The following is a 13,049-nucleotide window of genomic DNA, read 5'->3' as shown; positions in this document are numbered from 1 at the left end:
CAGGCTACACATATATCCGATGTAGGAGTGAGCCTGCTCGCGATAGCGGTGCATCAGTGACATCTGCAGTGCCTGACACACCGCTATCGCGAGCAGGCTCACTCCTACAGGGGTCGGTGGTGTTTCTGAGATTAGTGGAAAGGATGCTGCGGACTGTCGATCGGCTTGAAACCATGCCGCCGCCACAACTGCCCGTAACCCTGCACCAGAAACCCGCCACTGCGCGCAATCCATTGCTCGCGATGCATCCGGTAAACCGTCGGCAAGTCGTACCACGCAAGCTTCGGCAAGTCGTGATGCACCAGATGAAAATTGAGATTGAGGAACAGCCAGCGCCACGGCCAGCCGGCTTCGTTGAGCACCGTGCGTTGCTCGGGTTGCGCGTGCGGACGATGTTCATAGTAGGAACGGATCATTGCGATCGACAGCGCCGGCACACTGATCAGCAGCAGGTAATGCCACACCGGCAATGCGCTGTAGCGGTCGATGAACCACAGCATCAACAACGTGAACACGCCGTGGCTCAGCCACATCAGCCAGGCCTGGCGGTCGCGCTGTTTCAGGCGTTGCAGTTCTTCAGTGGCCAGAGTGATCAGCGCCAGCGGCGCACCAATCGCGAATCGACCGAGGACGGTTTTGTTCAGCCAGTGCAGGCCGCGTTCGAACATCGAACTGCCCTTCCAGCCTGCCGCCGTCAGGTAACGACTTTCCGGATCGACGCAGGGAACGGTCAGATCCTCATCGCGGTGATGCAACAAATGACTGTCGCGATACAGCGTGTACGGATACCACACGGCAAACGGCGCATAACCGAGGACTTTGTTGATGAGGGTCGAGCGGGTCGGATGCCCGTGGAGCAGTTCATGTTGCACTGACAACCACAGCACCAGCAGCGGAATCAGCAGCAAAGTGCTCCAGCCGCGACCGAGCCAATCACTGTTGAGGACGATGGCGAACCAACCGCCATACACGCCGATCAGCAATAGCCAGGTCGGCCACTCGGTGCGGGCGGTGAAGCGTTGGCGCAGGGTTTCGATTTGCACGCGGTGGGCGGCGTCGAAGTAATGGGGCATGGCGTTGCTCGGAACGGGAATCTTGCCCGTCTGTGCAACGACATCGATAAATCTTGCAGATTATTTTTCGGGTTCAGACAGGAGCCCGAGAACCGGGCTCCCGAGGGGTGCGATCAATGACCGAAAATGTCGACTTTCTTGGCCTTCTTCTCCGCGCGCTTTTCATCCGCGGTCTTGGCCGGTTTCTTCTTCTCGGCTTTCTTGGAATTCATACCTTTGGACATGATGGGTACTCCACTCATAGGGCTGTAGGCTCAGGTATACACCTATCCCGAGGCGCGCGTTCTTTTATAATCGGCGCTTCGCCCACCGACAGTCCGATCCCATGCCCGATACCCAATACAGCCTGCTCGACGTCTCGCTCTGGCCGTTGATGAACAAGTTTTACCGCAGCCATCAATCCTCGATGAAAGCCGTGCGCGAAGCACAATTGTGGGTGGCCCGGCGTGGCGACATTGTCGCGGCATTGTGTTTGCGGCCGGTGGCGGGCGGGCAATGGTTGACGGGGCTGTTTGTTGATCCGGCGTGTCGTGAGCAGGGGCTTGCCGCCCAGTTGATCACTGCGGCGGTGAAGGATGTGACGGAGCCGGTGTGGCTGTTCTGTCATCCGGATTTGCGCGGGTTTTATGAACGCCGCGGATTCAGTATCGACCCGGCCCTGCCGCAGGCGATGGCGGAGCGGTTGAGCCGGTATGCGCGGAGCAAGCCGATGATTGCAATGGAGCGCAAACCTTCAATCTGATGCAAAACCCTGTAGGAGTGAGCCTGCTCGCGATAGCGCTCTGTCAGTGACATTTTTGGTGTCTGATACACCGCTATCGCGAGCAGGCTCACTCCTACAGGGGAGATCAGTCGTCGGCGGTTGGATCGAGGTCGGGGAACATCACTTCGGTGAAGCCGAATTTGCTGAAATCGCTAATCCGCGACGGGTACAGCCGGCCGATCAGATGATCGCATTCGTGTTGCACGACCCGCGCGTGGAAACCTGACGCCACCCGCACAATCGGCTGGCCTTTCGGGTCGAACCCTTCGTAGCGAATCTGCTGATAACGCTCCACCGCGCCACGCAAACCCGGCACCGACAGACAGCCTTCGAAGCCCTCTTCCATGAACGGATTCAACGGCGTGATCAACGGATTGATCAGGATCGTCTGCGGCACCGCTTCGGCGTCCGGGTAACGTTCGCTGTGCTCGAAACCGAAGATCACCAATTGCAAATCAACACCGATCTGCGGCGCGGCGAGGCCAACGCCGCCGACGCTTTCCATGGTCTGGAACATGTCGTCGATCAGTTGCCACAACTCGGGGCTGTCGAACATCTCGGCCGGCACGGGCGGAGCAATACGCAGCAGGCGCTCGTCGCCCATTTTCAGAATTTCACGGATCATGATCAGACTTCGTCAGTGTCCGGCTTGAGCGAGTGATCGCGGCCCAGGCCCGAGACGTGTTGTTTGGGTTGTTCGTCCAGTTCGCCGGGGACTTTCTCGCCCGGGTCCTTGCCTTCGCTGGACATGTGCTCGATCACCGCGTTCATCTCGGCGCCGAGCAACAGCACTGCGGCGGAAATGTAGAAGTACAGCAGCAGCACGATGATCGCCCCGATGCTGCCATACATCGCGTTGTAGTTGGCGAAGGTTTTCACGTAGAACGCGAAACCCAACGAAGCGATGATCCACACCACCACGGCCAATACCGAACCCGGCGTGATGAAACGAAATTCCTGTTTGACGTCGGGCATCACGTAATAGATCAGCGCCACAGCGACCATCATCAGAATCACGATCACTGGCCAGCGCGCGATGGTCCAGACGGTGACGATGACCTCTTCCAGGCCGACCTGCGCGGCGATCCAGCCCATCACTTGCGGCCCGAGCACCATCAGCGCGGCCGCCACCAGCAGCATGCCGGCGATGCCGACGGTGTAAAAAACCGACAGCGGAAAACGCTTCCAGATCGGCCGCCCTTCGACCACGTCATAAGCGGCGTTCATCGCGCTCATCATCAGCCGCACGCCCGCTGAAGCGGTGTACAGGGCGATGACGATACCGACCGAAAGCAAGCCGCCCTTGGACTGTTGCAACTGATCGATCACCGGGTTGACCTGTTCCAGCGCTTGCGGCGGCAGGACCAGTTCCGATTGCAGGCGCAGCCAGGAGAAGAAATCCGGCAGGTGCAGGAAACCGATCAGGGCGATCAGAAACAGAATGAACGGGAACAGCGAGAACAGCATCTGGTAGGCCAGTGCCGAGGCATACGTCGACATCTCGTCGTCGACGAATTCAGTAACCGTGCGCACCATCACCCGGTGCAGGGGCAGACCTTTCATGTCCGGAAATATCATTCGCGTCTCCTTTCGCCGCAATACAGGTTGAAGTCGTGGCGACTCAGGGGCCGTTTTTTACCTCACGGTAGCCTACTTGGCGACCCTTGGTGGGTGATCGCAGGGTTTCGACACAAAAACGGCCATCCTTGGATGGCCGCTCGGGTGTTTCGTTCAAAGCCGAAATCAGCTTTTGTCCACGGCTTTCTTGACCGCATCTTTGGCTTTGCCGACTGCTTGCTGGGCTTCGCCTTTTTTCTCTTGAACCTTGCCTTCGGCTTGCAGCTTGGTGTTGTCGGTGGCTTTACCGACGCCTTGCTTGACGTTGCCGACAGCTTCGTTGGCCATGCCTTTTACTTTATCGCCTGTGCTACTCATGGTGTTTCTCCTTGGTGCAATTAGGGGGAAAAGTCAGTACGTAATGATTGACCGGCCGGGTTTGCGCGGAGTTTCATTTATTTTCAGCACTTCTTTTCGTCGCTCTGAGCAGGTTGGGCTTTATGTTTGCCCGCCAAGCCCCGAGAATGCGCACCATATGGGCGCCAAGCGCCAGAGAACCGATCCCGCAGGAATGTTATGAAACTCGATAAAAAGCAGGCCATTGCCCGTAGAAACCAGGAACTGGGCGGCGCTGTGCTCGGCACCAACAACTGCCACTTCGCCGAATTGAACCGTAACCGCAACATCTGGTGGTTCGACCTGCCGGTATCGCGCCTGGCCGTGGGTCAGTACGAGTGGATTCACCTGCTGATGCACACGCCGGCGACCGACGAACTGCTGCACCTGAAGGTGCCGACGGTGTTTCTGCGTGAAAAGCTTGAAGGTCTGGTGATTCGCAACGAGGGCAAACGCAAGGCGGCGTTGAGCCTGGAGTTGAGTGCAGACAAGGATTCGTATCTGCAGGACATGCGTCCGACGGGCACCAACGTGAATTTCGCGCCGTTTCGCCAGTAAAAAATCAAAAGATCGCAGCCTTCGGCAGCTCCTACACAGGAGCGCTGCCCCGAACCGGGGATGCGCTACCACGCCGATCCATGTAGGAGCTGCCGAAGGCTGCGATCTTTTGATCTGTCTTTAAAAGAAAAGCCCCGCATCTGCGGGGCTTTTTGCTTTAGGCGGCGTTCTTCGCCTTGATCTTCTTCAGCTCTTCGTCGCGCAATTCGCGCCGCAGGATCTTGCCGACGTTGGTGGTCGGCAGCGCATCGCGGAACTCCACCGAACGCGGCACCTTGTAGCCGGTGACGTTGGCGCGCATATGTTCCATCACTTGCTCTTTGGTCAGCGTCACGCCCGGCTTGGCGACGATAAAGATCTTGATCGCTTCACCCGACTTCTCGTCTGGCACACCGATGGCCGCGCACTGCAACACACCCGGCAGAGTCGCCAGCACGTCTTCCAGTTCGTTCGGGTAGACGTTGAAACCGGAGACCAGAATCATGTCTTTCTTGCGATCGACAATGCGCATGTAGCCGTCCGGCTGGATCAGCGCGATGTCACCGGTCTTCAGCCAGCCTTCGCTGTCGAGCATTTCGTCGGTGGCTTCCTGACGCTGCCAGTAGCCCTTCATCACTTGCGGGCCCTTGACGCACAGCTCACCGATTTCGCCCAGCGGTTGCTCGACACCGTTATCGTCGATGACTTTGCACAGAGTCGATGGCACCGGAATGCCGATAGTGCCGATCTGGATGTTCTGGATCGGGTTGACCGTGGCGACCGGGCTGGTTTCGGTCATGCCGTAACCTTCGCAGATCGGGCAACCGGTCACGGCTTTCCAGCGTTCGGCGGCAGCCAGTTGCAGGGCCATGCCGCCAGACAAGGTAACTTTCAGCGCGGAGAAATCCAGCTTGCGGAAACCTTCGTTGTTGCACAGCGCCACGAACAGCGTGTTGAGACCGACGAAACCGCTGAACTTCCACTTCGACAGTTCCTTGACCATCGCCGGCAGGTCGCGCGGGTTGCTGATCAGGATGTTGTGGTTGCCGATCAGCATCATCGCCATGCAGTGAAAGGTGAACGCATAGATGTGGTACAGCGGCAGCGGCGTGATCAGGATCTCGCAACCTTCATTGAGGTTGGAGCCCATCAGCGCCTTGCACTGCAACATGTTGGCGACAAGGTTGCGGTGGGTCAGCATCGCGCCTTTGGCCACGCCAGTGGTGCCGCCGGTGTATTGCAGCACGGCAACATCACCGCTGTCCGGGCTGGCTTCCGCCACAGGCTGGCCCTGCCCCTTGCTCAGCACGTCGTTGAACTTGACGGCTTTGGGCAGGTGATAGGCCGGGACCATTTTCTTCACGTACTTGATGACGCTGTTGATCAGCAGACGCTTGATCGGCGGCAACAGGTCGGCGACTTCGGTGACGATGACGTGTTTGACGCCGGTTTTCGGCACCACGGTTTCGGCCAGGTGCGCCATGTTCGCCAGGCACACCAGCGCCTTGGCACCGGAGTCGTTGAATTGGTGTTCCATTTCCCGCGCGGTATACAGCGGGTTGGTGTTAACCACGATCAGCCCGGCGCGGATGGCACCGAAGACGGCCACCGGGTACTGCAGAACATTGGGCAACTGCACGGCGATTCGATCACCGGGCTGCAAATCGGTATGCTGTTGCAGATACGCGGCAAACGCACCAGACAATTCATACAATTCACCGTAGGTGATTGTCTTGCCCAGGTTGCTGAAAGCCGGTTTGTTGGCGAAGCGTTGGCAGGACTGCTTCAACACTGCCTGAATGTTCGGATACTCGTCTGGATTGATGTCGGCAGCAATTCCAGCCGGGTATTTATCCTTCCAAAAGTCTTCGATCATGGAAGCCCACTCCTCAGCAACGCGAATTCTTCACCGCATTTGATGCGATTATTATTGGTGTGTGTTTTGTATTGGTGAATCTGGCTTTTGGATAGGCCGAGAAGTCACAAAGCGCGCCGAGAGTAGCAGCTTTGCCGAGGGTCGACTAGAGCCAAAAGAGGCCTGAATGGTCACTTTAATGACTCAAGACTTTCTGGCAGTCATTTTAGAGCAAAAATCCTATATCGCCTTGAAAGTCCCGGTTTTCGGGGGCCTCAAAGTAAAAGATCGCAGCCTTCGGCAGCTCCTACAGGGAACGCATTCCAATGTAGGAGCTGCCGAAGGCTGCGATCTTTGTGCTTTTGACCTTTAGGCGATGTCGCGCAACTCCCGTCGCAGAATCTTTCCTACAGGCGTCATCGGCAACGACTCACGCAACACAATGTGCTTGGGCACTTTGTACGCGGTGAAATTCTCTTTGCAGTACGCCTTCAACTCTTCAAGGCTGACCCCGCTCTCCCGCGCCACCACAAACAGCTTCACAGCCTCCCCCGAACGTTCGTCCGGCACACCGATCACCGCGCAGTTGGCGACTTTCGGGTGGGCCATCACCACGTCCTCGATTTCGTTGGGGTACACGTTGAAACCGGAGACGATGATCATGTCCTTCTTGCGATCGACGATACGCACAAAACCGTCCGGATCGATCACCGCGATATCGCCGGACTTGAACCAGCCATCGGCATCCAGCACTTCGGCCGTGGCTTCAGGCTTTTGCCAATAGCCTTTCATGATCTGCGGGCCCTTGATGCACAACTCGCCACGCTCGCCCAGCGGTTGTTCGACGCCGTCATCGTTGATCACTTTCAACAGCGTGCCCGGCACGGGTAAACCGACGGTGCCCAGACGCGATTGGTCGCCGTACGGGTTGGTGCAGGCCACTGGCGACGTTTCGGTCAGGCCATAGCCTTCGGTGATGCGGCAACCAGTGAGCTGTTCCCAGCGCTCGGCGGTGGCCTTTACCAACGCGGTGCCGCCGGAGTTGGTGAGTTTCAGGCTGGAGAAATCCAGGGTCTTGAAGTCGGCGTGATCCATCAGTGCGACAAACAGCGTGTTCAATCCCAACAGCGCCGAAAAGCGCCAGTTCTTAAGTTCCTTGATAAACCCGGCGATGTCCCGAGGATTGGTGATCAACACGTTGTGATTGCCGGACACCATCATGCACATGCAATTCGCGGTGAACGCATAGATGTGATAAAGCGGCAGCGGCGCGATCATCACCTCCTGGCCTTCACGCAGCAGCGGCTGGCCATCCGGCCCCAGTTGCGCGAGACAGGCGCGCACTTGCTGCATGTTCGCCACCAGATTGCCGTGCGTCAGCATCGCGCCTTTAGCCAGGCCCGTGGTGCCGCCGGTGTATTGCAGCACGGCGATATCGTCGAGACCGGCCTTCAGCGGCTTGATGCCCAGGCCCCGTCCAAGACGCAGCGCGCTTTTAAAGGAAATCGCCTGGGGCAGCGAATACGCCGGCACCATTTTTTTCACTTTGCTGACGACGGTGTTGACCAGCCAGCCTTTGGCGGTGGGCATCAAGTCGCCCATCTTCGCTTCGATCAGGTATTGAATGTCGGTGTCGGCCAGCACTTCCTGGACTTTCTGGCCGAACATGTTCAGGTACACCAGCGCCCGCGCACCGGAATCCTTGAACTGATGGCGCATCTCCCGCGCGGTATACAGCGGGTTGGTGTTGACCACGATCAGCCCGGCGCGCAGCGCGCCGAACACGGCAATCGGGTAATGCAGGACGTTGGGCATCTGCACCGCGATCCGATCCCCCGGCACCAGATCGGTATGTGCTTGCAGGTAACCGGCGAAAGCGGCGCTCTGGCGTTCAAGTTCGGCGTACGTCAGGGTCACGCCCATGTTGCTGAAAGCCGGGCGGTCCGCGAACTTCTTGCAGGAACGCTCAAACACCTCGATCACCGACTTGAACTCACCCATGTCGATGTCCAGCGGTACGCCGGCTGGGCGTTTGTCATTCCAGAAATCAGGTTGCATTGTTCTTGTCCTCTTTACCTGAGCCGATCCGGGGCCGCTTTCTGTCATTTCTCTTTCGTCCATTGAAAACAGAAAGCAAAAAGCGGAGCTTCACGGACACTAGCAGTTATGGCCAAGCAGGCAAATACGGGCAAAGCCGTCATTGATCGTGTGAATCTTCCTGCCGTGGCGTGGGCTGATCAGACGCGCTATACAATGATCCGACTCTGAGCAAAGGAATCGCCATGATCCACGACACCCTATGGCTGGACGCGAGTGACCGCAGCCGCCTCTTCGTCAATCAGTGGCTGCCGGCCGCGCCATTGAAAGCAGTGGTTCTGCTGGCCCATGGCATGGCAGAACACAGCGGTCGTTACGCACGGCTCGCCGACACGTTTTGCGACAAAGGATATGGCGTCTACGCGCCGGATTTACGTGGACATGGCAAAACTGCCGATCACGGCACGCTCGGGCATTTCGCCGATGATGACGGCTGGTGCAAGGTGCTGGGTGACCTGGCCAGCCTCAATCAATATATTGGCCAGCAGCATCCCGGAGTGCCGATCATCCTGCTCGGGCACAGCATGGGCAGCTACCTTGCCCAAGCCTACTTGCTGCACCACAGCGCCAGCCTGCACGGGGCAATTCTCAGTGGTTCGAACTTTCAACCGGTGGCGCTCTATCGCGCCGCGCGGCAGATCGCTCGCCTGGAAAAGCTGCGCCAAGGCGGCAAGGGCCGCAGCGCGTTGATCGAGTGGTTGTCGTTCGGCTCGTTCAACAAGAAATTCAAACCGGTGCGCACGCCATTCGACTGGCTCAGCCGCGATCCGGCCGAAGTCGACAAGTACGCCAGCGACCCGTTGTGCGGCTTCCGCTGCACCAATCAGCTGTGGATCGACTTGCTCGGCGGCTTGCAGCAAATCAGCAAAGCGTCCAATCTCGCCCAGATCGACCCGGGCCTGCCGCTGCTGGTGATCGGCGGCGAATGTGATCCGGTGAGTGAGGGCAAGCGTCTGACTGATCTGGCCAATGCCTTGCGCACGGCCGGCAGCCAAAACCTGCAACTGCAGATCTACCCGCAGGCGCGGCACGAATTGTTCAACGAAACCAACCGCGACGAAGTGATCGCCGATGTGCTGGCCTGGATCGACCAGGCCCTGAGCCATCCGCGCCCTCACCGCAGCGAATAATTTTTTGTGGATTCATTTAATCCGTCACAGGAATCGAGACCGATGACCCAGGTTACCAACATCCCTTACGAAGCCCTCGAAGTCGGCCAGACCGCCAGCTACAGCAAAACTGTCGAAGAGCGCGATATCCAGCTGTTTGCCGCGATGTCCGGCGACCACAATCCGGTGCACCTGGACGCCGAGTTCGCCGCCGCCAGCATGTTCAAGGAACGTATCGCTCACGGCATGTTCAGCGGTGCGCTGATCAGTGCTGCGGTGGCGTGCGAGCTGCCTGGGCCGGGCACGATCTATATCGGCCAGCAGATGAGCTTTCAGAAGCCGGTGAAGATTGGCGACACCCTGACCGTGCGCCTGGAAATTCTCGAGAAGCTGCCGAAGTTTCGCGTACGCATCGCCACTCGTGTGTTCAACCAGCGGGATGAATTGGTGGTGGATGGCGAGGCCGAGATTCTGGCTCCACGTAAACAACAGACCGTGACGTTGCCTACTTTGCCGGCGATCAGCATCGGTTAAGCAGTTACGCAAAAAAGTGGGAGCGAGCCTGCTCGCGAAGGGGTCGTGTCAGCAACAACCTCGTTGCATGACACACCGCATTCGCGAGCAGGCTCGCTCCCACAGTTTTTTCAGTGACGCTTACGAGCGTGCGCGAGCCTGGTTACGCAGGGCTTTCACCTGATCGTGGTTGCGTTGTACGCCGTGGTATTGGCGCTCAACCAGGTCACGAATACCGACCAGGTTGTGCTTGTTGATTTTCTCGATGGCTTCACGATAAGCCTTCAGCGCATGGTCTTCACCACGCTCGGCTTCGTTGAGCACCGCTTCTTCGTCTTTGCCGGTGAACATGGCTTTGACGTCGACCCAACGACGGTGCAGATCACCGCTGACGCTGGTAGAAGTTTCCGGATCGCCGCCCATCGAGCGCACGGCTGCTTGCAGTTCAGCAGCAGCGGTCGCGCAGTCGGCAGAGCGAGTCACGAACAGGGTTTTCAGTTCAGGGTGCTTGATGTCTTCAGCGCAAGTCTTGAACCCTTCCTGACCGTCCTTACTGGTTTCAATCAGGTCATTGAGTACAGAGATGGCTTCTTTATTCATGTCGGTCATTTTTCAATTCCTTGCGATCGGTGGAAGATGCAAGGGATATTGCAGTGTGCGTGCCAGCTTTGCAGAAAGATTTAAATCGTTATTTATCAATCACTTAAAGTTAAGTGAACTATCTGTATCGCGGTTATTTGCATGATCTGTCATTTGGCCTGCATGCAGAATGCCTGTATTTTCCAGTTTGATTTTTACCAGCCAGACGAATCTGCATGAATCCCGAAAAACTCGAACTGCTGATCACCCGCGAAATGCCCTTCGGCAAATACAAGGGCCGGATCATTGCCGACCTGCCGGGTCCGTATCTGAACTGGTTCGCCCGTGAGGGTTTTCCCCACGGCGAACTCGGCGGCTTGTTGGCATTGATGCAGGAGATCGACCACAACGGCCTCTCGGACTTGCTCGAACCGCTGCGCGCCAAACACGGCAAACCTGCCCCGCGCCACTGAAGCGCCCTCCTCTATTTGAGTCATGCCGATCATGCCCGATAACACCCGCCGCGCCCGAGACGAAGCCTTCTGGCAAACCTTCGCTGATCGTTATGACGCTCACCCCGGCCCCGTCAACCTGGAAAACGGTTACTTCGGGCGCATGTCGCGCACGGTGATCGAGGAGTACCACCGCAACATCGAGCTGATCAACAACAGCAACTCGGTGTATGTGCGCCAACGCTTCGAGCAGCACGACAACCTCGACATCCGCGCGCAACTGGCCGAGTTGATTGGTGTGCGTGCGCAGAGTGTTGCCTTCACCCGCAATGCCACGGAAGGCCTGCAATCGTTGATCCGTAACTACAACCGCCTGCAACCGGGCGATCAGGTGCTGATCAGCGACCTCGAATACGACACGGTCAAAGGCGCCATGCGCTGGCTGGCACGGCATCGCGGTGTGGAAGTGATTGAGATCGCTCATGCGCATCCGGCCAGTTTCGACAGCCTGCTGGAGACGTATCGCGAGACGTTCATCCGTCATCCGCAACTCAAACTGATGGCGCTGACCCATGTCACCCACCGCACCGGTCTGGTGATGCCGGTGCAGGCGATTGCGGCGATGGCCAAGGAGCATGGCGTCGATATCATCCTCGACGGCGCGCACGCCCTCGGTCAGTTCGAGTTCGACCTCGAAGCCATGGGCATCGCGTTCGCCGGCTATAACCTGCACAAATGGATCGGCGCACCGCTGACCCTGGGCTTTCTGTATATCGCCCCGCAACGCCTCGCCGACATCGATCCGGACATGGGCGAGATGCACTACCCGAGCAATGACATCCGCGCTCGCACGTCCTACAGCACTCCCAACATCCCGGCGCTGATGAGCCTGCCGCTGGTGTTCGAGGAACACCGCTCACTGGGCGGGGCGGCGGCCAAAGGTGCGCGGCTCAATTACCTGCGCAATCTGTGGGTCAGCGCCGTGCGGCATTTGCCGGGCATCGAGGTGCTGACTCCGGATGACCCGCGTCTTTACTGCGGCATCACCGCGATGCGTTTCACTCGCCACGACGATCAACAGCTAATGGCCGGGCGGCTGCTGAAAGACCATAACCTGTTCACCGTGGTGCGCACCGGTGCCGCGTGTGGGCCGTGTATCCGTATCACTCCGGGACTGACTACCACCGCGGCCGATATGCAATTGTTGACCCGTGCGCTGAACGAGCTGCGCTAAGCCGGTTATACGGTGTATTTGTCGAAGTCCTCGGGCTTGATCTGCGACGACGCCGCAAAAGTGTCGATGCCGATGGTCAGGTGGCCGAAGTAACCATCCTCGTGCGAGTCTCGGCCGATCGGCCAGACCGTCAGGATTGGCGCTTCACCGTTCTGGCCGGCATAGAGGCTGTCCTCGATGTTTTGCAGCGGCGATGAAGCGCGCCCGCGATACGCTTTCGCGTTGAGTACCGAACGTGAGACCACCTCGGGGAAGAACAATTGGCCGACCCAGGCGACGTTGCGTTCTTCCAGGTATTCGTTGCCGGCAACGATGCGCACCGCGACATGGATGTGCAGCGCGCGGCCGGCGTAGAAGCCGGGATAGATCGTGGTAAACCGCGCTCGCCCCTTGTGATCGCAAAACTGGCTGCCCCGCAAGTAAGTGTCATCGTCCGTGCGCGGGATCGAGCCAATGGCCTCGACATCGACTTCCGCGTCCGGGTTGACCCGACTCCAGCCCGAGTAGGCGCCTCGTGCGTTGCAGTGCCAGACATCCACCAGGGCGCCGTTGACCGGTTCGCCGGTCATCGCATCGACAATGGTCAGACGCAGGATCAGCGGCAAGCCTTCGGCGCCTTCGCTGATGTTGCGACGCAACAGTTTGGGATTGCGAAAATACGGCCCGGCGATTTGCTCGGGGGCCAGTTGATACACCGATTGCGGCGGTGATGCTGCAGGATCTCGATCCATGACATGTGCTCTCTTCCATAAGAAGAACGCAGATTAGCGTCGAGGGGGAAATCGCGTGCGGTAACTATGTATCGCAGAGTAACGACGCTTTTGCAGGGGCTAGCGAAGGCAGCGATCGTTTTAAAAAAAGATCAAAAGATCGCAGCCTCGTTT

The 13,049-nt window shown here is 58.2% G+C and carries 14 protein-coding genes; 6 read left to right on the top strand and 8 right to left on the bottom strand.

Going from position 1 to position 13,049, the window contains the following annotated elements:
- Positions 1 to 131: 131 nt before the first annotated feature.
- Entirely contained in the window at positions 132 to 1,073 is a 942-nt protein-coding gene (locus JFT86_RS13865) for a fatty acid desaturase (RefSeq protein WP_201237099.1), read from the bottom strand.
- 325 nt (positions 1,074 to 1,398) lie between these two features.
- Here JFT86_RS13865 and JFT86_RS13860 point away from each other — a divergent pair, with 325 nt between their 5' ends.
- A complete protein-coding gene (locus JFT86_RS13860) occupies positions 1,399 to 1,815 on the top strand; it encodes a GNAT family N-acetyltransferase (protein ID WP_201237098.1) in 417 nt (138 codons plus the stop codon).
- A 106-nt stretch (positions 1,816 to 1,921) separates the two neighbouring features.
- On the opposite strand, the gene def is transcribed toward JFT86_RS13860, so the two are convergent.
- The 3 genes from def to JFT86_RS13845 form a co-directional block, all read right to left on the bottom strand.
- On the bottom strand, positions 1,922 to 2,461 hold the full coding sequence (gene def / locus JFT86_RS13855) for a peptide deformylase (RefSeq protein ID WP_201237097.1): 540 nt from the start codon (positions 2,459 to 2,461) through the stop codon (positions 1,922 to 1,924).
- 2 nt (positions 2,462 to 2,463) lie between these two features.
- Positions 2,464 to 3,414, bottom strand: coding sequence for a YihY/virulence factor BrkB family protein (locus JFT86_RS13850; protein ID WP_201237096.1), 951 nt, complete (start codon positions 3,412 to 3,414; stop codon positions 2,464 to 2,466).
- Positions 3,415 to 3,579: 165 nt separating this feature from the next.
- Entirely contained in the window at positions 3,580 to 3,771 is a 192-nt protein-coding gene (locus JFT86_RS13845; RefSeq protein ID WP_201237095.1) for a CsbD family protein, read from the bottom strand.
- Positions 3,772 to 3,969: 198 nt separating this feature from the next.
- Here JFT86_RS13845 and JFT86_RS13840 point away from each other — a divergent pair, with 198 nt between their 5' ends.
- Positions 3,970 to 4,347 carry a hypothetical protein gene (locus JFT86_RS13840; protein ID WP_003227412.1) on the top strand — a complete coding sequence of 126 codons (378 nt, stop codon included), beginning with the start codon at positions 3,970 to 3,972 and terminating at the stop codon, positions 4,345 to 4,347.
- Between the two features lie 157 nt (positions 4,348 to 4,504).
- Here the strand turns inward: JFT86_RS13840 and fadD1 are convergent, their stop codons facing one another.
- Both fadD1 and fadD2 read right to left on the bottom strand, forming a co-directional pair.
- Positions 4,505 to 6,202, bottom strand: a complete 1,698-nt coding sequence (gene fadD1 / locus JFT86_RS13835; RefSeq protein WP_201237094.1) for a long-chain-fatty-acid--CoA ligase FadD1 — start codon at positions 6,200 to 6,202, stop codon at positions 4,505 to 4,507.
- Between the two features lie 348 nt (positions 6,203 to 6,550).
- Positions 6,551 to 8,239, bottom strand: a complete 1,689-nt coding sequence (gene fadD2 / locus JFT86_RS13830; RefSeq protein WP_201237093.1) for a long-chain-fatty-acid--CoA ligase FadD2 — start codon at positions 8,237 to 8,239, stop codon at positions 6,551 to 6,553.
- A 224-nt stretch (positions 8,240 to 8,463) separates the two neighbouring features.
- On the opposite strand from fadD2, the gene JFT86_RS13825 reads away from it, so the two are divergent.
- On the top strand, positions 8,464 to 9,408 hold the full coding sequence (locus JFT86_RS13825) for an alpha/beta hydrolase (protein WP_201237092.1): 945 nt from the start codon (positions 8,464 to 8,466) through the stop codon (positions 9,406 to 9,408).
- Between the two features lie 42 nt (positions 9,409 to 9,450).
- The gene (locus JFT86_RS13820) at positions 9,451 to 9,921 is read left to right on the top strand and encodes a MaoC family dehydratase (RefSeq protein ID WP_003227420.1); all 471 of its coding nucleotides are present in this window, start codon (positions 9,451 to 9,453) and stop codon (positions 9,919 to 9,921) included.
- A gap of 120 nt (positions 9,922 to 10,041) precedes the next feature.
- On the opposite strand, the gene JFT86_RS13815 is transcribed toward JFT86_RS13820, so the two are convergent.
- A complete protein-coding gene (locus JFT86_RS13815) occupies positions 10,042 to 10,509 on the bottom strand; it encodes a PA2169 family four-helix-bundle protein (RefSeq protein ID WP_129395188.1) in 468 nt (155 codons plus the stop codon).
- Between the two features lie 206 nt (positions 10,510 to 10,715).
- On the opposite strand from JFT86_RS13815, the gene JFT86_RS13810 reads away from it, so the two are divergent.
- Positions 10,716 to 10,952: a DUF3820 family protein gene (locus tag JFT86_RS13810; protein WP_003227425.1), complete on the top strand. Its 237-nt coding sequence runs from the start codon at positions 10,716 to 10,718 to the stop codon at positions 10,950 to 10,952.
- A gap of 31 nt (positions 10,953 to 10,983) precedes the next feature.
- Positions 10,984 to 12,165 carry an aminotransferase class V-fold PLP-dependent enzyme gene (locus JFT86_RS13805; RefSeq protein ID WP_201237091.1) on the top strand — a complete coding sequence of 394 codons (1,182 nt, stop codon included), beginning with the start codon at positions 10,984 to 10,986 and terminating at the stop codon, positions 12,163 to 12,165.
- Between the two features lie 5 nt (positions 12,166 to 12,170).
- Here the strand turns inward: JFT86_RS13805 and JFT86_RS13800 are convergent, their stop codons facing one another.
- Positions 12,171 to 12,896: an intradiol ring-cleavage dioxygenase gene (locus tag JFT86_RS13800; RefSeq protein ID WP_201237090.1), complete on the bottom strand. Its 726-nt coding sequence runs from the start codon at positions 12,894 to 12,896 to the stop codon at positions 12,171 to 12,173.
- Positions 12,897 to 13,049 lie beyond the last annotated feature (153 nt).

This window comes from Pseudomonas sp. TH06 (assembly GCF_016651305.1).
GTDB lineage: Bacteria > Pseudomonadota > Gammaproteobacteria > Pseudomonadales > Pseudomonadaceae > Aquipseudomonas.
The sequence above is the reverse complement of the archived record's forward strand: the minus strand, read 5'-3'. Positions and strand labels throughout refer to the sequence as shown.